20 protein-coding genes are annotated in these 19,594 nt (G+C 28.5%); 1 reads left to right on the top strand and 19 read right to left on the bottom strand.

Annotation, left to right across the window (positions count from 1 at the left end; translation table 11 throughout):
• Window positions 1-2,031, top strand: a complete 2,031-nt coding sequence (locus WC168_RS00955; RefSeq protein WP_372617030.1) for a penicillin-binding protein 1A — start codon at window positions 1-3, stop codon at window positions 2,029-2,031.
• A gap of 18 nt (window positions 2,032-2,049) precedes the next feature.
• On the opposite strand, the gene WC168_RS00950 is transcribed toward WC168_RS00955, so the two are convergent.
• The 19 genes from WC168_RS00950 to WC168_RS00860 all read right to left on the bottom strand — a co-directional run bounded on the left by WC168_RS00950 (window position 2,050) and on the right by WC168_RS00860 (window position 19,591).
• Window positions 2,050-2,817 (bottom strand): alpha/beta hydrolase, encoded by a 768-nt coding sequence (locus tag WC168_RS00950; RefSeq protein ID WP_066162295.1) that lies wholly within the window; start codon window positions 2,815-2,817, stop codon window positions 2,050-2,052.
• Window positions 2,818-2,838: 21 nt separating this feature from the next.
• A complete protein-coding gene (locus WC168_RS00945; RefSeq protein ID WP_372617028.1) occupies window positions 2,839-3,279 on the bottom strand; it encodes a DsrE family protein in 441 nt (146 codons plus the stop codon).
• Complete coding sequence (locus WC168_RS00940; protein ID WP_372617026.1) at window positions 3,273-3,722, bottom strand: MOSC domain-containing protein; 450 nt, start codon at window positions 3,720-3,722, stop codon at window positions 3,273-3,275. Before WC168_RS00940 ends, WC168_RS00945 begins: the two co-directional genes overlap by 7 nt.
• On the bottom strand, window positions 3,719-4,510 hold the full coding sequence (locus WC168_RS00935; protein ID WP_125296254.1) for a thioredoxin family protein: 792 nt from the start codon (window positions 4,508-4,510) through the stop codon (window positions 3,719-3,721). The genes WC168_RS00940 and WC168_RS00935 overlap by 4 nt, the downstream gene beginning before the upstream one ends.
• Window positions 4,511-4,595: 85 nt before the next feature.
• Window positions 4,596-6,362, bottom strand: a complete 1,767-nt coding sequence (gene soxB / locus WC168_RS00930) for a thiosulfohydrolase SoxB (RefSeq protein WP_372617023.1) — start codon at window positions 6,360-6,362, stop codon at window positions 4,596-4,598.
• A 73-nt stretch (window positions 6,363-6,435) separates the two neighbouring features.
• Window positions 6,436-6,894 carry a hypothetical protein gene (locus tag WC168_RS00925; RefSeq protein WP_170256913.1) on the bottom strand — a complete coding sequence of 153 codons (459 nt, stop codon included), beginning with the start codon at window positions 6,892-6,894 and terminating at the stop codon, window positions 6,436-6,438.
• A gap of 10 nt (window positions 6,895-6,904) precedes the next feature.
• Window positions 6,905-7,819: a sulfur oxidation c-type cytochrome SoxA gene (gene soxA, locus WC168_RS00920; protein ID WP_066162310.1), complete on the bottom strand. Its 915-nt coding sequence runs from the start codon at window positions 7,817-7,819 to the stop codon at window positions 6,905-6,907.
• Between the two features lie 27 nt (window positions 7,820-7,846).
• Window positions 7,847-8,155: a thiosulfate oxidation carrier complex protein SoxZ gene (gene soxZ, locus WC168_RS00915; protein ID WP_319047575.1), complete on the bottom strand. Its 309-nt coding sequence runs from the start codon at window positions 8,153-8,155 to the stop codon at window positions 7,847-7,849.
• Window positions 8,156-8,214: 59 nt separating this feature from the next.
• Window positions 8,215-8,667: a thiosulfate oxidation carrier protein SoxY gene (gene soxY, locus WC168_RS00910; RefSeq protein ID WP_066162316.1), complete on the bottom strand. Its 453-nt coding sequence runs from the start codon at window positions 8,665-8,667 to the stop codon at window positions 8,215-8,217.
• 15 nt (window positions 8,668-8,682) lie between these two features.
• On the bottom strand, window positions 8,683-9,042 hold the full coding sequence (soxX, locus tag WC168_RS00905) for a sulfur oxidation c-type cytochrome SoxX (protein WP_372617018.1): 360 nt from the start codon (window positions 9,040-9,042) through the stop codon (window positions 8,683-8,685).
• A gap of 16 nt (window positions 9,043-9,058) precedes the next feature.
• On the bottom strand, window positions 9,059-10,252 hold the full coding sequence (locus tag WC168_RS00900; RefSeq protein ID WP_066162322.1) for a c-type cytochrome: 1,194 nt from the start codon (window positions 10,250-10,252) through the stop codon (window positions 9,059-9,061).
• Window positions 10,221-11,558 (bottom strand): sulfite dehydrogenase, encoded by a 1,338-nt coding sequence (gene soxC / locus WC168_RS00895; protein WP_066162325.1) that lies wholly within the window; start codon window positions 11,556-11,558, stop codon window positions 10,221-10,223. The genes WC168_RS00900 and soxC overlap by 32 nt, the downstream gene beginning before the upstream one ends.
• 189 nt (window positions 11,559-11,747) lie before the next feature.
• The gene (locus tag WC168_RS00890) at window positions 11,748-12,926 is read right to left on the bottom strand and encodes a cation:proton antiporter (RefSeq protein WP_066162327.1); all 1,179 of its coding nucleotides are present in this window, start codon (window positions 12,924-12,926) and stop codon (window positions 11,748-11,750) included.
• Window positions 12,927-12,935: 9 nt separating this feature from the next.
• Window positions 12,936-14,978 carry an ATP-dependent helicase gene (locus tag WC168_RS00885; RefSeq protein WP_125296250.1) on the bottom strand — a complete coding sequence of 681 codons (2,043 nt, stop codon included), beginning with the start codon at window positions 14,976-14,978 and terminating at the stop codon, window positions 12,936-12,938.
• Between the two features lie 249 nt (window positions 14,979-15,227).
• Window positions 15,228-16,451 carry an NnrS family protein gene (locus WC168_RS00880; protein WP_372617013.1) on the bottom strand — a complete coding sequence of 408 codons (1,224 nt, stop codon included), beginning with the start codon at window positions 16,449-16,451 and terminating at the stop codon, window positions 15,228-15,230.
• 90 nt (window positions 16,452-16,541) lie between these two features.
• Window positions 16,542-17,081, bottom strand: coding sequence for a thiol peroxidase Prx-SUH (gene prx-suh / locus WC168_RS00875; RefSeq protein ID WP_066162335.1), 540 nt, complete (start codon window positions 17,079-17,081; stop codon window positions 16,542-16,544).
• 68 nt (window positions 17,082-17,149) lie between these two features.
• Window positions 17,150-17,983, bottom strand: a complete 834-nt coding sequence (locus WC168_RS00870; RefSeq protein ID WP_372617011.1) for a S1 RNA-binding domain-containing protein — start codon at window positions 17,981-17,983, stop codon at window positions 17,150-17,152.
• Between the two features lie 22 nt (window positions 17,984-18,005).
• Window positions 18,006-18,806, bottom strand: a complete 801-nt coding sequence (locus WC168_RS00865) for a metal ABC transporter permease (protein ID WP_066352369.1) — start codon at window positions 18,804-18,806, stop codon at window positions 18,006-18,008.
• 44 nt (window positions 18,807-18,850) lie between these two features.
• The gene (locus tag WC168_RS00860; RefSeq protein WP_066162341.1) at window positions 18,851-19,591 is read right to left on the bottom strand and encodes a metal ABC transporter ATP-binding protein; all 741 of its coding nucleotides are present in this window, start codon (window positions 19,589-19,591) and stop codon (window positions 18,851-18,853) included.
• Window positions 19,592-19,594 lie beyond the last annotated feature (3 nt).

The following is a 19,594-nucleotide window of genomic DNA, read 5'->3' as shown; positions in this document are numbered from 1 at the left end:
ATGTTAAAAAAATTTACAAAGATTATTTTTATACTATCTATATTTTTAGGTATTGCAATATTTGTTTTTTTATATGATTTATATCAAACAATAAAAGATGATATAGATAAAGTTGTAAACTATAAACCAAAACTTAGCACTCAATTTTATGATAACAAAGGAAGACTTCTAGCAAATACATTTAAAGATGAAAATCGTGAATATGTAATTTATGATGATATTCCAGCTCGTGTAATTGAAGGATTAGTTGCTATTGAAGATACACAGTTTTTTGAACATTATGGAATAAATCCTGATGCAATTAGCAGAGCCATGATTAAGAATATTCAATCGGGTGGATATAGTGAAGGAGCTAGTACTTTAACTCAACAATTAATTAAAGTATTAGTTTTAACTAGAGAAAAAACTCTTTTAAGAAAGGTAAAAGAGGCTTTATTATCTTTAAGGCTTGAAACAATTTTAACAAAAGAGCAGATTCTAGAGAGATATTTAAATGAGGTATATTTTGGTCATGGTTATTATGGAATACAAACAGCTGCAAAAGGATATTTTAATAAAAATCTATATGAGTTAACTTTGAAAGAGATTGCAATTTTAGTTGGACTTCCAAGAGCTCCAAGTTTTTATGATCCAACAAAAAATCTTCAAATATCACTAACTAGAGCAAATCAAGTTGTATCAAGAATGCATACTCTTGGCTGGATTAATGATGAGCAATATGAAGAGGCTTTAAGTGAAACACCTGAAGTATTTAATCAAACACTTACACAAAATGTTGCTCCTTGGGCAATTGATTATGCTGTAAATGAACTATCAAATCAATATCCAGATATTTTATATGGTGGATATAAAGTCTATTTAACTTTAGATTTAGATTTACAAAATATTGCTATTGATGCTTTAAATAAATCATATAATTTAGCAATAAATAGAAATGCAAACTATATTAAAGAGTTAGAGGAAAAAGATTGGATAAAAAATCCTCCAGCAGATGTAGAGTTAGATTATATTGATGATGAGTTATTCAAAAAAGAGTTAAATGGTGCTTTACTTTCAATGGAAAATAGCACAGGTAAAATTTTGGCAATTGTAGGTGGAGTTGATTATAGTAAATCTATGTTTCATAGAGCCTATCAATCAAAAAGACAAGCTGGAAGCGCTATAAAACCATTCTTTTATCAAACAGCTTTAAACGAAGGGTATAATCCAGCTACACAACTTTTTGATATAAGTAGAACATACACATTTGAAGTTGATGGTGTTGAGCAAAGATGGTCACCAAGAAATTATGGAGAAAATTTTAAAGGTGTTGTAACTTTAAGAGAGTCTTTAATGCAGTCAAGAAATCTCTCAACACTAAATTTAGTAACAGATGTTGGAGTTGCAAGAGTTACAAGAGATTTAAAAAGATATGGATTCCAAAATATTGTAAATGATTTATCTATAACTTTAGGTTCTATGAGTGTAAATTTAGTGGAATTTTCTAGTGCTTTTTCAATCTTTTCAAATTATGGAACTCAAGTTAAGCCTTATATAGTTGATAAAATAGTTGACAGAAGCAATCAAACTGTAAATTTTGAACCACAAATAACTTTCCAAAATAGTGAAGAACAGGCATATTTATTAAGTTCAATTTTAAAAGATACAGTTGATAGCGGAACAGGAAGAAGAGCAAAAGTAGCTGGAATTGAACTAGCTGGAAAAACTGGTACAACAAATGATAATATGGATGCTTGGTTTTGTGGATATTCACCAACAGTTCAAACTATAGTTTGGTTTGGAAATGATAGCAATATGCCAATGAGAAAAACTGAAACAGGAAGTACAATAGCAGCACCTGCTTTTGCACATTTTTATAGAAAATATTTAGAAATTCATCCTGAAACACAAAGAACATTTATAAAACCACAAGGTGTTTATTCTACAATATATAAAGGAAAAGAGGAGTATTATACAAAAACTTCACCTCTTCCTGATGGTGATTCAGTGATCACTGTAGATCCAAATAACCAAAATCAAATAGAGTTTTAATTCTATTTGATTTCAAATCTATTCAAATAGATTTTCAATAGCTTCTAAAGACTCTTTTTGCATCTCTAAATCCATATGAGCTGCATTTTTAACTTCTACTAATTCAACATTTAAACCTTTTTTCTTTGCAAGATTATAAAAATCTTTACTCATTTTAGGAGTTGAAACTTTATCATCACTACCATATATTAAAACTATTTTTGTATCTTTTGAGATTTTATCAATAACATCAACTGCAGAAATTAGACCTTTTTGTGGACTCTTTTTATGAATATCATAAACTCCTCCAGCACAAACTAAATTATCAACTAAATCTGGTTTAATCCCAATAGCAGTTGCACTTAGCATACAACCAGCACTATGAGCAATTATTGTAGTTTTAGTTGATTCAAACTCTTTTTTCAACTCTTCAACCAAAGCAATAAAAAAATCAACATATTTTTTTGTAGCTGCAAGGTTTTTCTGCTCTTTATTTCCAATAGCTTTATAGTTTTCACTTGTACTTTCAGAGTAACCAGGAAGCGCTAAGGCTATTGTTGAAACATCTGTTCTCATAGAAATATCTTCAGCAAAAGGAGAGTATCTAGCAATAATGTCAGTTCCCTCGTCCCAAGTTCCATGAACAATTATATTAAGAGCATCTTCATCTGTAACAAAAGCTTTATAGTTTATACACTCATTTTTTACAAATACAAAATCTTCACCTTTTTTTAAACATTCACTTTTAGTAATTGCAAATAAATTTGAAGATACAAACAGAATAAAAACAAAAATATTTTTTAACATAATTTATCCTTTTTAAATATTTTAATAAGCTACAATCCCTATATAGCCATCAACTTTTCTCTCAATAAGCTCAACAATTCCAGCTTGAGTATATGAAATACCATCCATAAAATCATCTTCAGTCCAATTCATACTTTGCATAGTATTTTTACATCCAATAAATTCTACATCATACTGCATTAAAGATTTAATTCTTGCTTGAGTATCTTTATCATAATCATTTTTTAGAACTCTCATTCCTTTACCATAAACAACAACCACAACTTTTAAACTCTCACTTGGATACTCTTTTAAAATATTATAAATAGAACCAATAGTTTGATTTACAGTATCCAAATCATTTACATATAAAGAGTATACAACCTTTCTTGGATTATCAAAACTTGGTTGCGGGTTACTAAAACTACTTTGCGAAAATGCAAAAACAAAAAAACAAAAAAATATAACTATTTTTTTTAACATATATACTCCTCTACTTTCATATTACTTACAATAACTCCAGAGTTTAAAATTCTACAATAAACTCCTCTATGTTCTTTTAAAAGTTTGGGTAAATTATCATTAAATATAGCTAAATGGTTACAAACCGTACAAATTTGAGTTATTTGTATTATAGCCTCAGCTATTTTAAAACAAGCTCCAACTTCAAATTCATGTGGATCAAAATCTAATAAGACATTCTCACCCAAACTTCCATACTCTAAAAAAATACCATTATTTTTTGCTATCTCATAAGATTTAATACCAACTATCAAAACAGTTTGATCAAGCTTTTTACCAGCAAATTTATCAAACTCTATTCCATAATCTTTTATTAAATTTAAAGATTTAACCTTTGGTCTTGGAAGAGAACTTTGCTCTTTTGTTGCACTAAAAGTATCTATTACTTTTCCTAAAATTCTCATCTATTATCCATTAATAGTTTTAAAAAATCATCTTTTTTCCAAGCTCCTGGATATTGTGATAAAAGCTTTTTATTACTATTTATAAAGAAAAAGCTAGGAGTTATTCTTTTATACTCTTTTTGTAGATCAAAAGGTAAAGATGAACTATCCATATCAATCTCCAAAAATATATAGTTAGCATCTAATATTTTTTTTATATTAGAATCAGCAAAAACTTCTCTATCCATTTTTTTGCAAAAATAACAACTATTTGAAGTTGCATAAACTATAATTTTTTTACCCTCTTTTTTTGCTTTTGTTAAAATAGTATCTTCATCTTTTTGTGAATACTTTGGATCTTTATAGATATCTTCTTCTTTTATATTATCTTTAAATTCCATAAAATAAGTTGTTAAATTAAGGTAATCATCTTCACTTAATTCACCTTTCATACTACTTTTATTTTCATAATGTCCCAAAGCACTATCATCACAAATTGAGTTAAATCTATCTGGATTTTCTAAATATGACTTTAAATATATTCCTATCTCAATCTCTTGAAACTCTTTATCATTTTCATCACCAATTTTTTTTGAGCTATCGAACATTGCCCAAACCATTAAGTTTGCACTAGGAGCTTTTAAATTTAAAAGTGTATTATTTTTTTCAAAGAAGTTTTCTTTTAATAAGTTCATAGGAATATACTCTTTATGACAAGTAGCACACTTAGCATCAAAAACTTTTTTACCATCTTCAAAACTTGCAAATAAACTTATAGTCACTGCAAATAGAACAAATATTATTTTCATAATCTCTCCATAAATTTTTTAAACAAAACAATAAAACTATTGCTTTATTTAAAAAACATAAAGAAAAATCTTTATGTTTTCTATTTTAGATAATTCCAGGATTACCTTTTATTCCAACAATATCAGGAGTATCAATTTTTACTTTACTAATATGTTTAATATTTTTTAAATATTTCTCAACAGTTTCCCAAACTGGTTCACCCTCACTTTTTGCTCCAACAGTTGACCAACCAGAAACTCTGTAAGATTTATTAGCATCAATTTTTTTACCTGTTTTGCTTAAAACTATATTTGAAATTCTCTCTCCAATTTTTGCTTTTGGATCAATTTTGTATGAAATTCCACCTGTTCTAACCATATCTCCACCTTGTTGTAAAAATGGATCTTCATTAAACAAGTTATCAGCAACATCTTCTAATATAAGTTTTAGTTCACTTCCTTTTATATCTCTAACATATGTTTCAGGATATGTCATAGCTGTTTGTGTCATTAAATCATCAAAAGTAATTGTTTGATTTGGCATAACTGAAGTTCCCCATCTAAATCCTGGAGATAGTGAAATTTGTGCATCATTTATATCAATCAAAGCATCACAAATAATTTGATCCCAAGAACCATTGAAGTTACCTCTTCTAAATAGCGTCTCTTCAGTTGTAGCAATTGGTCTTGTAAGCTCTTTTAAATAAGGAAGTCTTACATCTTCAATATATTTTTTCATTTTTTTATCTTCAGGAATTAAATCTGAGAATATTGGAAGAAGTGTAAATTTAAAATCTTTGATTTTTCCATTTTGAATATCTAAATCTAAAACATTTAAAAATTTACCATTACTTCCAGCGTTACAAACATAAGTTGTACCTAATGAGTTTTTAACAGGATAAGCTTCTGGAACACCATCGTGTGTATGACCACCTAGTATAAAATCAATTCCTGTACAAACTTCAGCCATTTTTTTATCTGTATCAAAACCATTGTGAGATAGAACAATAATAGCATCTGGTTTCTCATCTTCTTTAATTTTATCAACTAACTCTTGCATGCTATTTTCATTTATTCCAAATGTCCAATCAGGAATAAATCTTTGTGGATTTGCAATTGTTGTATAAGGGAAAGCTTGTCCAATAATAGCAACTCTAGCATCACCCATTTTTTTAATTGTATATGGTTTAAATGCATGTCCACTATCTTCATCATAAGCTTCAGCACCATTCATCATAGCATCTTCTTTTACAAAAACATTTTGTGCTAAGAATTCTGCATTTAACTCTTTAACATTTTCAAGAATCTCTTTAGCTTCATATGTAAACTCCCAGTGCCCAACACAAACATCAACTCCAAGTAAATTTAAAGCTCCAACCATATCTTTACCTCTAGTCCATAAAGCTGTTGCACTTCCTTGCCATGTATCTCCACCATCTAAAAATAGAGTTTTATCTTTTCCAAAACTATCTCTTAAAAAATCAACTACTGTTTTTATTTGTGCAAAACCACCTGTTTTACCCATAACTTTTGCATGCTCTTCAAAATTTACACATGAAAATGCATATTCAAGTCTTTTATTTCCTTTTATTCCATAATAATCTAAAAATTTTTCACCAACAATATGTGGTGGTTTTCCTAAATTTCCATAAAATCCTAAATTCACACTTGGTTCTCTAAAATAGACAGGTAATAACTGTGCATGACAATCTGTCATATGTATAAATCTTGCATTACCAAATGGTTTTAATTTATAGTAATCTTCTAATTTTTTAGATGTTTCTACCATTCTTGTATGAGAGTTTGCAAATATAGGAGTTGCTCCTAAAGCTGCCATCATATACACAAACTCTCTTCTACTTAATTTACTCATTTAATATTCCTTTTATAAATAAAAAAAGTCAAGATAAAATCTTGACTTTTTAAAATTGGCTTTTTATAAATTTTTAATATTTATATCCATCACTAGGACTTGCTAATCGCCAAGTTTTCTTAGCTTCAGCCTCTTGAGTTAAAGCACTAATAGCAAAGCTACAAGCTCTCCAAGATGCAAACTCTATTGAAACTTTCTCCCCTGTTGCTTTTGCTTTGTTATCAACAATATCTATTTGATTTGAACCACTTTTTAAAGCTTTTTGAACAGCATCTATATATTGACTAGCTTTCATTCCAAATCTCATAAACTCAACACCATGATCAATAGCAACTTTATTGTATTTTTCAGCAGTTTGTATAACTTTTTCAACTCCATTTAATTTAACATCACACTCTTTTTTTACATCAAGCAAAGAGTAATCCTCTTTTGCTTGTGTTGATTGTGCTACTGTTTGTATCTCTTTTGGTGTAAGAAAAAAGTATATAGCAACTAACACTATAACCAATATTAAAAATAAAATCTTTTTCATATATTCTTCCTTATTTTCTTACATCAGGACCATCAACTGGCATCTCATTTGACATATAAGCTAAAAAGTATAGTAGTTCAATCATAGTTTGACTCTCATCTTTTGGTGGAACTTGACCTTGATCTACAACACAACCTGAAATTCTTCTCTCTAAAGTACCAATTTCTGCCCATCTAAGCCTGAAAACTGGAAAATGAGTAACTTGTCCAACAAGTGGAGATAAAACCTCATTTCTTACTCTATTACCAGAACCGTGAATATGACATGTTGCACAAGATAGTTTTAAATAACCTCTTTGAGAATAGTAATACTCTTTTCCTCTTTCATAAGCATCTTTCTCTTCTTGACTGTTAATTTGAATATCAAAAACTTTTCCAGCCTCTTTACTCTCATTTACAAAATAGGCTTGAAATTCGGCCATAGCACCTTTTTTTGTATTCCACTCTTTTTCACCATTTGCTCTTAAACAATCATTTACAGCTTTTGTTAAAGAGATTAATTCTTTTTTCTCTTTATCATAGTATGGAAATGTTCCAGCAATTGTTAAATCAGGAAAACAAGTCTGTAATGAGTTACCATTTGCAAATTTTTTTGTATATAACTCTTCACCTTTTTCAATAGCATCTTCGTAAGGAGGCATCTCTTTTAGTGCCTCATATTGTAATCTTCCATCTTTTGAATATGCATAGCTTCCAATATTAAAATCCATATGTTTTAGATTTTTATCATATCTCTCTTCTAGCTCTTCTTGAGTAAAATAAGGAAAGAATTTACCATAATTTTTTGCTGGGTCTTCAAACTTAGCTTCAAAATATTTAATTGCAGCAACTCTATCTTTTTCTGCACCTTCATTAAAATTTGAACCACTTAAGTAAGAAGAAGATAAAAATAGAATTATAGTTGATTTTAGTAATTTACTAAACATATTATCTCTCTCCTTTATATAATCTTTTTATTTAATTTTTTCAACAGTTGTATCACTATTTCCTTTTAAATCTTTCCAAGATATAGTTATCTCATCTCCAGATTTTGCACCTTTAAATGAAAATTTAAAGTAAGGATCTTTTGATAAAAATTGACTAGAACTTACTTCATATACAACTTTATCTCCAATTTTAGCAACTAAATATGTAATAAAATTTGCCTCTTTTTTTGCTCTTTCAGCCTCTTGATAACTTAACATCTCATGTGATGCTAAAGCTCTAACTTCACAAATACCATTTTTATTTATTTTTGCTCTTATTTTTGTTGTTCCTGACATTTTATATCCTTTATATTTTATTTATTATTTTTATATATTTATAGCTTGGTTGATTTAAATCACCCACCACATCCACCAATTGTAACTTTAATCTCTTTTGATGCTGAATATAGTTGACCACCTACATCTGCAATTACAGTAACAGTACCTGATTTTTGCATTTTAATTCTAAATGCATAGTCTAAAACCATATTGTCATTTACTGTAAACACAGCAACCGTACTCTCTGGATTTGCATCTTGGAATACTGCAATTTTACTTGCTTTTAAATCTGTTTTAAAAGAGATTGGAATAACTGCACCATTTTCAGCAATATCAGGAGCTGTTAATGAAATTCCACTTTGAGTTGTAGCAGTTTTTCCAAAAAGTTCCTTAACTGCTTCATCAAATTTTGTTGCAGTCCAAGCTTTTGGTTTTGTAGCTCTAAAATCTTCTGCACTTAAATGTGCTGGAACAGTTGCAACTGCAATTGCACCTAATCCTAATCCTAAAAATTTTCTTCTATTTAACATAATTTTTCCTTTATTTTAATTTATTGTTTTTAAATAAGTGACAACTGCTTTTATCTCATCATCGCTTAACCAACCGTTTCTTCCAAATGCTGGCATTGCAGTTATGGGATCTCCTGGGTTTGTTGGATCAAAAATTTTACTATACAATGCCTCTTCTGGCCAAAGTGCTAAAAATTGCAATTTTGGACCCAAAGTTCCAGGCCCATCTAATGTTTTACCATTAGCATCATGACAAGCTATACAATTACCTTTTGTATTTGTCTTATATATAACTTCACCTTTTTTAATCAAATCAGTATTTTCTACTGAATTTGCATTTAAAATAGTTAAAAATCCAACAGATAAAACAGCTGCAATTTTTTTAATTAAATACATATTTCAACCTTATATTTTATTTGCTTGAATCAACCATATAATCTATAATTATCTTTAGCTCTTCATCACTTAAATCTGTTCCACCCCTTGGTGGCATACTATTTATACCATTTATTCCATTATAATAAACTTGCTCAATTCCATTTTTAAGAAGTTTTTCCCAAGCATCTTTATCTCCAAGAACTGGTGCACCAATCGCTGCATTTGCATGACAAGCCGAACAACCAGCATTTTCATACTCAATTTGTCCTCTTTTCACTAAAGATTTATCAACTTTTGGTAGCTCCCTAACTGTTGAAAGAGGCTCATTTGCAGTTTTTGTTAAATCTTCATTTATTCTCATTACAAGATCCTCAACATCTCCTTTAATACAGTTACTCATACATCTTGTACCTTTACCGTAAAGAGTTGGATCTGATAAAAACTTAGTCATATTCTCAACACCCTCTTTTGGGTTATGAGGAGTATTTGTTTCAGGATAGAATCCATTTACATTTGGCATAACAATTTTCAAAAACTTCTCTTTGTCTAAAACATAATCATCATCTAATGACTCACCATCTATTTCAATATTATTTATTGATAATAAATATGCAGTTAAAGCATAAGTTTCACTATTTGTTAAACTTTTTGGATGATTAAACGGCATAGACTCTTGAATATACCAAAAAAGAGTACTTGCATATGGCCAGAATGTTCCAATTGTTTTTTCAGGATTTTCTGGATTTGGATGCTCATCTGCTGGATTTAATCTCTGTTTTGTTAAAGATGTAATAGAACCACCAGCAAGTGCAGGATATCCACTTCCACCATATCCAAAATCACCATGACACATAACACATTGTGACTCATACAGATCCATACCCTCTTCAACACTACCTTGAGCTTTTTTTGGATTTCCATCTTCATCTAAAACAACTTCACCATGTTTCATATCAAACTCTGGTAAACCTGTTCCATCATACATTACATCTAAATCCCAAGCAGCAATCTCTTTCTTTGTAGCTTCTCTTCCTAAATTAAAACCTTCAAAACTTTGAGTATTTACATAGTACTGTGAATATTTTCCATCTTTTATTGGATATTTAACAGCACCATCTACAGAACTTTCATGCTTAGTTTCACTCTCACCACAAGCTACAAGAGCAAATGCTAAACCAACAGCTAAAAGAGAACTTTTAAGCTTTGTGATGTTTTCTAATTTGAACATTATTACACTCTCCTTTTTCTGTGATTTCCCAAGTTACTATTGCATTTCTGTGATAAACTGACTCAACTCCAACTGCACTTGTCTCTTCATCAATTGTAGGTTGAATATTTCCAAAATCATCATAAGCTCGGCTTGATAATAATAGAGGTTTTCCATCCCATTTATAAATATAACTAAATCTAGTCCAAGATTTTGGTAAAACTAAACCTTTAAGTTTTGCTTCAACCCAATTATCTCCACCATCAAAAGATATATCAACACCTTTAATTGTTCCATGACCACTCCAAGCAAGTCCTTCAATCTCAACCATATCACCTTTTTTCAAGCTTGTCCAAGGCTTTTCAGGACATGGTTTTGTAATTACAGAGTTTACTTCATTTACCCAGAAAAATCTAATTGCTTTTCCTGATTTTTGAAGCATTGTATATTTTGAAGTCTCCTCTTTTGCATGCCATGGTTTATCGCTAAACTCTAATCTATTTAGCCATTTAGTATTTAAATTTCCTTCCCATCCTGGAACAACAAGTCTTATTGGATAACCTTGCTCAGGTCTTAAAGCCTCACCATTTTGTCCCCACACAACCATAACATCATCAAGTGCTTTTTCAACTGGAATTGTTCTTGGATTTGATGCATTATCACTTCCAACAGCCAACATCCAAACAGCATCTTTTTCTAAACCAATATCATCTAAAATAGTTTTAAGCATAACCCCAGTCCATTGGGCACTACTCATCATACCTTTCATAAATTGTAAACTATTAAATTGTGGTCCTCTCCATTCAGGGCTTCCATTTGCTGGACACTCTATAAAATAAGTTCTTGTTTCACTTGGATATCTTTTAATATCCTCTAAAGTTAAAACAACTTCTCTTTTTACTTTACCATGAATCATCAATCTAAATTGATTTGGATCAACATGCGCTGTTCCTCCATGATTTCTTGTAAAGAATAGTCCATTTGGAGTTATTATTCCTTCACTTTCATGAATTGGACACATAGAAATTGATGCATAAGCATCACCTGAAGATAGAAGATTATGAGTTCTTCTAATATTATTATGCTCATACGGAGAAGGAAGACCATATAGATTTTTGTCTACTGGATCTCCTAGTTTTTGTCCCCATGGTGCTTCATTTATTATTGCGGGATCATCTGCTTTTAAAGAAACAGGTGACAATACACTAGCAGCACTTAAAGCTCCAGCAGAGTATATAGCAGTCTTTTTAAAAAAATCCCTTCTACTAGTAGTGGCACTAGTAGTTATAGATTTTTTATTTGTATCTAAAACTTCACTATTTTTCAAGCCAACCTCCTAAGAAATATTGAATATATTTAAAAATATTCAGAACATTGATTATATTTATTATAAGGTAAAAAAAAACTTAAATTATTAAATATTCTTATAGGAAAAAAATTAACAAACAATAATAAATAGCTTATAAATAGCATCTATAACTCATTGTTATATAGCTTATTTTATTTAATTATAATGCTATCTATTAATTACAATTTCTTCCTCATCAACTTTAAAAAATCTATATAATTTTCTTATAATTATCATTAAAAGTAATCCATCTAATAAACTTGCAATAATAAAAGAGAAGTATTCAGCTTGATTAATAAGTCCATAATTATATGAGATCATTGCAATTGCAACCATAAATGTAAGTGGCATTGAATCACTTAATGCAAAAAGAAGTGTATTTTTTGGTTTTAAATACTTTACAAAAACTAAATATGAACTTATTAATCTAATTGCTACAATTGCACTCATAATAAATATTGAATGAAGAAGTATATCAAAAGTGATCATATCAAGTTTTACAGTTGAACCTGTATATATAAAAAATATAGGTGCAAAAAAACCAAATCCAAAAGACTCTATTTTATGTAGTAACTCTTCTCTTTGATAAAAAAACATCTTAAAGAATAATCCAGCTGTAAAGGCTCCTAAAACAACATCGATTTTAAGAAGCAACATAATTGAAACCATAATTAGCAATAAAGATAAAGAGAATCTAATATCTTGGTCATGTTTATCTTTTTCACTATCTGGAATCAAATACTGTTTTAGCTCAGGAAACCACCAAAAAATCATATATGAAAATCTAAGAAGTAAAATTGTAACTACAACTACGGCAAAAATTGTAAAAATTGAAGTTACAAATCTTCCACTTAAACCAAACTCTGTCCATCCACTAAAAAGTGTAATTGCTAAGATGCTAACAACCTCTCCAACAACCCCAATAGATAGTGCTAAATTTAACCAAGGTTGCTCTTTTCCATACTCTTTTATAAGCATCATAAGCATTCCAAGTGAAAATATAGGAAGTGCTACAAAATAGGTTAATCCTAAATCAAACAACCAACAAATAAGACCTGATAGTGAGTATAATAGAACAAAATACATAACTACATTTGTTGCTAATGTTGCTTTTATTACATTTACAAGTTTGAAATTTATCTCTAAACCAGCTAGAAACATAAGATAAATAAATCCAAATTTTGCAATAAGTTGTAAAATCTCATCATCATAAATAAGACCTAAATATCCACACAACAATCCTAAACTTATCTCAATAACAACAACTGGTATTTTTAAAATCTTTGCAAATACAGGAGCTGTCATTATTATTGTACAAATTGTTATTATTAAAAGAATTTTCTCCATACTTTAAACCTACTTCTTATCCTCTTTTGTCTGCATTCCAGCCTCTATTAAAAACGGACTTACTGCAAAAGAGATTTTCTTAATTTTGTCATATTTTGCATAAGATAGATATAAAATATCTTTTGCTCTTGTCACTGCAACATAAAATAGTCTTCTCTCCTCTTCCAAACTTCCACCCTTGCTCATAAGCTTCCTATTTGGAAATCTTCCATCCATTAAATCAATTACATAAACCTCTTTAAACTCTAAACCTTTACTTGCATGAATTGATAATAAATTTACACCATCACCTTCACTAAGCTCGCTTCCACCTAAAATCATAGCATTTAAAAATCTTGATAAATCGTTATAGTTTTTTGATAAATTTTTTAAAAGTTCTACTTTTTGGTTTATTTTAGCTATTGATTTTATCTTTACCATCTCATTTATGGTTCCATCTTTTTGTGTAGCTCTTTTTGTACATAGTTGCTCTTTTATTCTTGAGTACGCCATTGATGAACTAATTGATGTAATTTGGCTTTGCGGATTTTTTACTCTTTTTAACTGTTTTAAAAGTAGATATATTTCATAAATATATTTGGCTCCATCAACTGTTAATTTTGGATGTTTTAAGATAGGATTTCCTAAAAATGTCTCATCAAAACCACAAGTAACAAACTTTGCAACACTTCCAAGCTCTATAAAATCATCAAAAAGTCCTAATTGTTGACTCTTTCTTTTTGTTTCAAAAGGATTATTTATGCTATTTATTGGATTCAATAATCCTTGAATAACATTACCTTCTCCTAGTTTTAAAAGAGCATCGAAAATATCTTTTGCAACAGCTTTTCCAATACCTTTTCCATACTCTAAAATGTGAATAAATGCCATCATATCATTATTTGAAACTTGAAGAACTAATAAATCTAAAATATACTTTACTTCAATAGAATCAAAAAAACTATGTCCACCTTTTCTTTTAGCAGCAATTCCAATCTCTCTTAAATTTGCCTCAATTCCATCAGCACTTGAGTTATTTCTATATATTATTGCTATATCGTTGTGTGGAGTTTGCGTTTTTGAAATTAGCTGTGCAATATACTCATATTGAGAAAAAAGCTCATCAAAAACTAACAGTTTTGGCTGATAAATATTTTCTGTTCGTACAACTTCAAGTTTTTTAGGATATATTCTATCATTGTACTCAATAACTTTTGTTGCTAAATCTAAAATTGGTTTTGTAGATCTATAATTTTTTCTAAGAGTAAAAACCTTAGCATCTTTATATCTATTTATAAAATTTGAGATTATTTTTATATCAGAGCCATTAAAAGCATATATACTTTGATCATAATCTCCTACACAAAATAGTGATTTTGACTTAAATGCATCAAGTAATCTTCCTTGTAAAGGGTTTGTATCTTGATACTCATCTACTAAAATCTCTTGGAAATTAAAACTGTGTTCTTGTAAAACTTCCAACATATTTGTAAGTAAATCATCAAAATTTAGATAACCAAACTCTTTTTTAAGAGTATTAAACTCATCAATTACATCTTCATAGATTAATGAATAAATCTCATGCGCAGGACTTTTTTCATTTAACCAAGTTATAAAATCTTCACTATTATTTGAATTTAAATATAAAGAGTATAAATCATATAAATATCCACCATCATATGGACTTGCTTCATCACTAGCCTCTACAAAAACTCTTTTTTCATATATTGATTTAAATAGAGTTTTTAGTTCATTTGGCTGTTTTAAAGTTATATTTAAATCTAAACTCTTTAGAAGTTTAAATGAAACAGAGTGAAAAGTTCCAGCCATAATCTCTTGAGCAATCTCTTTTGAAAAAATCTTTGCAACACGATTTATCATCTCACTTGCTGCTTTATTTGTAAATGTTAAAAGTAAAATCTCATTTGGTTTTATTCCACTATTTATTAAGTGTGAAATTCTTCCAACAATAGTTGAAGTCTTACCAGTTCCAGCACTAGCAATTACAAGATTGTTTCCAAAATTACAAATTGCTGCTTCTTTTTGTTCTTGATTAAGTGTTGATAAGGGCATTTAGAAAGCTTATATTTTTTGTTTATTTAGTAATGTCATTTTGAAATAGTATCATAAAAGATATTAAGGTTGATTTTTTTGGCATAAAAAAAGCCCGCCTAGGGGAAGCGGGCTTTCTACACAAGGAAACATAAAAAAATTATCTATTTAAGAAACTTATCTTAAAATACATAAGCAAGTCTGTTTTTAACTTACCTACAAGAGAATTATAATTAAAAAAAGTTAACAAAAGATTAATTCAGACTTAATTTATGCTTTCCAATTAGATTTTTTTTCAACTTTTTTTTCATTTTCAACTAAAATAGTTATATACTTTAAAGACCAAATAACTAATGCAACTATCAATAAAAAGGCACTTAGCTCTATGAAAAATGTATAATTTAAATCAAAATTTGAACTTATTGATGCAAAAACTCTAATTAATGCTAAAAATTGAACTGCAATAAATATTATCAATGCAAAAAGTTTTGTCTCAATTTTTCTTCCAGAGTGACCAAGTATTACTCTAGTTCCAAAGCCAACTAAAACTGTAACAAAATATCCAATAGCTAAAGTATGAATAACAATTTTTTCAAAATAGAAATTTGGATTTATAAAAGCAAAAACTGATTCAATAATAGATATGAAAAATGCAATAACTATCCAATACAAACCTAAGTGCAAAATCCAAACTATTGGTGGAGTTTTAAATGTTGGAAGTTTCCAAATAAAAAGTTCTCTTAAAATAAATAAAAATATTGGTATATCTATAAATAGATTTAATCTTGTATCTTCAAAACTCAAAACTAATACTTTTATTAAAAGTAATACAAAAAATATATCAAGCAATTTATTGCTTCTATTTATTTTATATTCTGGAACCATAACTCTTGTAAAAAAAGGTATCATTCTTTGAGATATTGTAAAAATTATCATAAATAAGAATAGATAAAATCCACTGTTTATTGCTATTTTTGAAAACAGATATGAGTATTTTAAATCAAATTGTGAAACTATAAAAAGTAGTTGGGATATCAAACCTGTACTAAAAGCTATTAAAACCCATTTTGTATCGTTTTTATCTTTTAATGTACTTTTTTTATGAATAGAATATAAAAGAAAAAAACTCATAGCTTGTGCAAACAAGATAAGAACTTGAAATAAAATAGTAAATTTGGAATAAAAAATTAAAGATAATAAAATTCCAATACTAGCTATAAAATAGATATAAAATTGTCTCATATAATCTTTTGATTCAATCTCTGCTTGCATCAAAAATTTTGGAAAAACAACAAATAAAAAACCTAAAAAAAACTGTATAAAAACAACAAAAATAAGTGTATAAGCATGATATGTTAAAACTGTTGAGTTAATATCTATTATATTTTTGTAAGAAAAAACAAAAAGTGTCATAAAAAGTATAAAAAAAATCATACCATTTGTAAAAAAAGGTTGATGTGGTTGAGAGATGAATTTTTTGTACCAAAGATTCATAAAAACTCCTAAATTTAAAATATAAACTATTTTAACTATTTATTAGAAGTTTTATCTTGATTTTAAGCAAGAAAATCTTGCTTAAAATTTTTAGTGACAACTTCCACAACAAGAAGTTGTACTTGAATCTTTTATTGCTTCTAAAACCTCATCATAGTTTGGTTCACTTGTAATTTCTGGAACAATTTGTTTATAAGTTACTTTACCAGATGCATTAATTATAAATATAGCACGTGCTGTTAAACCAGCTAAAGGTCCATTTGCTTGTAAAACTCCATAAGATTTTGCAAAAGCTTTTGCTCTAAAATCAGATGCAACTTTAAGATTTTCTATTCCTTCTGTTGTACAAAATCTTTTCATTGCAAATGGTAAATCCATAGATACAATAACAACTTCTACATTCTCTAGCTTTGCTGCTTCAACATTGAATCTTCTAGCTTCTGCTGCACAAACACCTGTATCAAGAGATGGAACAGCAACAACTACTTGAACTTTTCCTTGTTTACCACCAATTTGAATATCACTTAAATTTTCAGCAACTGCTGTTACAACTGGAGCTAAATCTCCAACATTAAGCTCTGCTCCACTTAAATTTACCTCTAAATCATTTTTAAATTTTACTGTTGCCATTTTATTTCCTTTATTAAATTTTAAATTTCATAGAAATTATATTAAAATAGGATAAGATTTATCTTAATTTATATCAAGCAAATTTTATCTTCTTCTAATCTTATCTTTTTATCATCAATTAGCTTTGTCAAAGTTGCTTTAAAAGCTTTTTTACTCATAGCAAATATATTTTTTATATTTTCAGCATCACTTTTATAGGTAAAATTCAAAACTCCACCATTTACCTTTAAAATCTCTAAAACTTTTTCTGTATCAACTTTTTGACCTATTTTTTGCAAACTAATATCTAGCTTTCCATCATCTCTAAGATTTTTTACATAAGCTCTTTTTTTATCACCTATTTTAATATTTTCAAATATTTCTGAGTGAAAAATCATACCCTCGTAACTATTATTTACAATAACTTTAAATCCTAGTGGTGTTTTTGAGTATAAAATTATCTCTACCTCATCACCTTGTTTTAAATCTTTTGGCTCTTCTTCTAGTATATATTTTTCACTTGCAATTAATCTATTTGTTCTTTCATCAAATTGCATTTGTAAAACTTTATATGAACCAACATTATAAGTTCCTTTTTGTCTATTTTTTGGAACTAGCAAATCTTTTGCTAAACCAATATCTACAAAATGTCCAAATTTTGCACTATCAACAATTTTTAAATATGCAAACTCATTTAGATATAAATATGGTTTTAAAGTAGTTGCAACTAATCTATCTTCACTATCTGTATATATAAAAACATCTACTAAACTATCAATTGCCATCTCTTTTTTTACATAAGCATTTGGTAATAAAACTTCCGTTTCATCTGCGCTTATTAGGTAAATTCCAGGTTCACTAACTCTATTTACTCTTAAAGTATTTACAACACCTTGTTTAATTTTGTCATCTATTTTTTTCATTGGTTTTTCCGTTCTTTCTTTTTTATTTTCTATATTTTATTAGCTTTACAACTCCTAAAGCAACAACTGCGACCATTATTATACTAGCTCCTGAACTTATGTCAAAAATGTATGAGACTATAAGTCCACATAGTGTGAATATTGTAGCTAAAATTGAACTAATAATCATCATAGTTGAAAGTTTAGAAGAAAAAGCCTCGGCTAAATATGTTGGAATTGTAAGAAGTGCAATTACCAAAATAAGTCCAACAGCTTTTATAGCAGCAACTACGCAAAGTGCTGAAAGAATTAAAATTAGAGTATAAAAGAATTTAACATTTATTCCTCTTAAGCTTGCAAACTCACTATCATATGATACAGATAAAATCTCTTTATAAAAATATACAACAATTGCTATAATAAAAATATCTAAAAGAGTCATATAAATAATATCTTCACTTGAAACAGCAATAATACTTCCAAACAAATAGCTCATTAAATCTACATTGTATCCAGGAGTTAAATCCACAAATATAATTCCAATAGCCATTCCACTTGCCCACATCATACCAATTATTGCATCAATTCTGCTTCTATTTTTTAAAGTAATAATAGCGATTATTATTGCAGTTATTACAGCAAAAATAGTTGCCCCAAATAAAACTGGTATTCCTAAAAATATTGCTATTCCTATTCCTCCATAAGCGCTGTGAGCTATTCCACCTGTTAAAAAAGTAATTTTATTTACTACTACCAAAGTTCCAATTATTCCAGCTGCAATAGAGATTAAAACTCCAGCTATTAAAGCATTTTGAATAAAGCTATATTGTAAAATTTCTAACATTTTTTTCCTTCAAAAATGTCCCATTTTTTAAGGGAGAATTTATTTTAGTGTACATGGTTACAACACATTTGTGTTTTTCCTAATGCTGAAAGTAGTTCAACCTCACATAAATGATCATCAGCTAATGTAACATTTTTTTGAACCTCTGCAAGGCTGTGATAAACCAAACTTCTATTTATATGCGCTACATTTTTTGCATAGTTTAAAAGAATTGATAAATCATGACTTACAACAACAATACAAATAGATTTATTTAGCTCTCTTAAAAGTTCATAAATCTCTTGTTGTCCTTGTACATCAATACTTGCAGTTGGTTCATCTAAAAGCATTATTTTTGGATTTGAACAAAGTGCACGTGCTATAAAAACTCTTTGCCTTTGACCTCCACTTAAATCACCTATCTTTTTATTTGCATAATCTTTCATTCCAACTTGATTTAAAGACTCTAATGCACAAGAGATTTCATCTTTTGAATATCCAAAAATTCTCTTTTTTGAGCTAACATGACCCATTAAAACAACTTCTAAAGCAGTAATTGGAAAATCTATATTTAAATTTGTATTTTGTGGAACATATCCTATTTGACTATTTTTTATATATTTCTCTATTTTTCCACTTTGAAGTGGTAAAAGACCAAGAATTAGTTTTAAAAGAGTTGATTTTCCACCACCGTTTGGTCCAATTATTGCTAAAAAATCATCATCTTTAATTGTTAAATTTACATTCTCTAAAATATCTGTTTTTTGATATTTAAAAAATAGATTTTTAATCTTTATTAAATCCACTTA

Origin of the sequence: Aliarcobacter sp., from assembly GCF_041672065.1 — a bacterium.
In the GTDB taxonomy this organism is placed as follows: domain Bacteria; phylum Campylobacterota; class Campylobacteria; order Campylobacterales; family Arcobacteraceae; genus Aliarcobacter; species Aliarcobacter skirrowii.
This window is presented reverse-complemented; position numbering and strand designations above follow the sequence as displayed.

Bases quoted from the DNA above. Each gene is read 5' to 3' on its own strand.
- WC168_RS00955 (WP_372617030.1), top strand. From the start codon at position 1: ATGTTAAAAAAATTTACAAAGATTATTTTTATACTATCTATATTTTTA.
- WC168_RS00950 (WP_066162295.1), bottom strand. From the start codon at position 2,817: ATGTTAAAAAATATTTTTGTTTTTATTCTGTTTGTATCTTCAAATTTA.
- WC168_RS00945 (WP_372617028.1), bottom strand. From the start codon at position 3,279: ATGTTAAAAAAAATAGTTATATTTTTTTGTTTTTTTGTTTTTGCATTT.
- WC168_RS00940 (WP_372617026.1), bottom strand. From the start codon at position 3,722: ATGAGAATTTTAGGAAAAGTAATAGATACTTTTAGTGCAACAAAAGAG.
- WC168_RS00935 (WP_125296254.1), bottom strand. From the start codon at position 4,510: ATGAAAATAATATTTGTTCTATTTGCAGTGACTATAAGTTTATTTGCA.
- soxB (WP_372617023.1), bottom strand. From the start codon at position 6,362: ATGAGTAAATTAAGTAGAAGAGAGTTTGTGTATATGATGGCAGCTTTA.
- WC168_RS00925 (WP_170256913.1), bottom strand. From the start codon at position 6,894: ATGAAAAAGATTTTATTTTTAATATTGGTTATAGTGTTAGTTGCTATA.
- soxA (WP_066162310.1), bottom strand. From the start codon at position 7,819: ATGTTTAGTAAATTACTAAAATCAACTATAATTCTATTTTTATCTTCT.
- soxZ (WP_319047575.1), bottom strand. From the start codon at position 8,155: ATGTCAGGAACAACAAAAATAAGAGCAAAAATAAATAAAAATGGTATT.
- soxY (WP_066162316.1), bottom strand. From the start codon at position 8,667: ATGTTAAATAGAAGAAAATTTTTAGGATTAGGATTAGGTGCAATTGCA.
- soxX (WP_372617018.1), bottom strand. From the start codon at position 9,042: ATGTATTTAATTAAAAAAATTGCAGCTGTTTTATCTGTTGGATTTTTA.
- WC168_RS00900 (WP_066162322.1), bottom strand. From the start codon at position 10,252: ATGTTCAAATTAGAAAACATCACAAAGCTTAAAAGTTCTCTTTTAGCT.
- WC168_RS00890 (WP_066162327.1), bottom strand. From the start codon at position 12,926: ATGGAGAAAATTCTTTTAATAATAACAATTTGTACAATAATAATGACA.
- WC168_RS00885 (WP_125296250.1), bottom strand. From the start codon at position 14,978: ATGCCCTTATCAACACTTAATCAAGAACAAAAAGAAGCAGCAATTTGT.
- WC168_RS00880 (WP_372617013.1), bottom strand. From the start codon at position 16,451: ATGAATCTTTGGTACAAAAAATTCATCTCTCAACCACATCAACCTTTT.
- prx-suh (WP_066162335.1), bottom strand. From the start codon at position 17,081: ATGGCAACAGTAAAATTTAAAAATGATTTAGAGGTAAATTTAAGTGGA.
- WC168_RS00870 (WP_372617011.1), bottom strand. From the start codon at position 17,983: ATGAAAAAAATAGATGACAAAATTAAACAAGGTGTTGTAAATACTTTA.
- WC168_RS00865 (WP_066352369.1), bottom strand. From the start codon at position 18,806: ATGTTAGAAATTTTACAATATAGCTTTATTCAAAATGCTTTAATAGCT.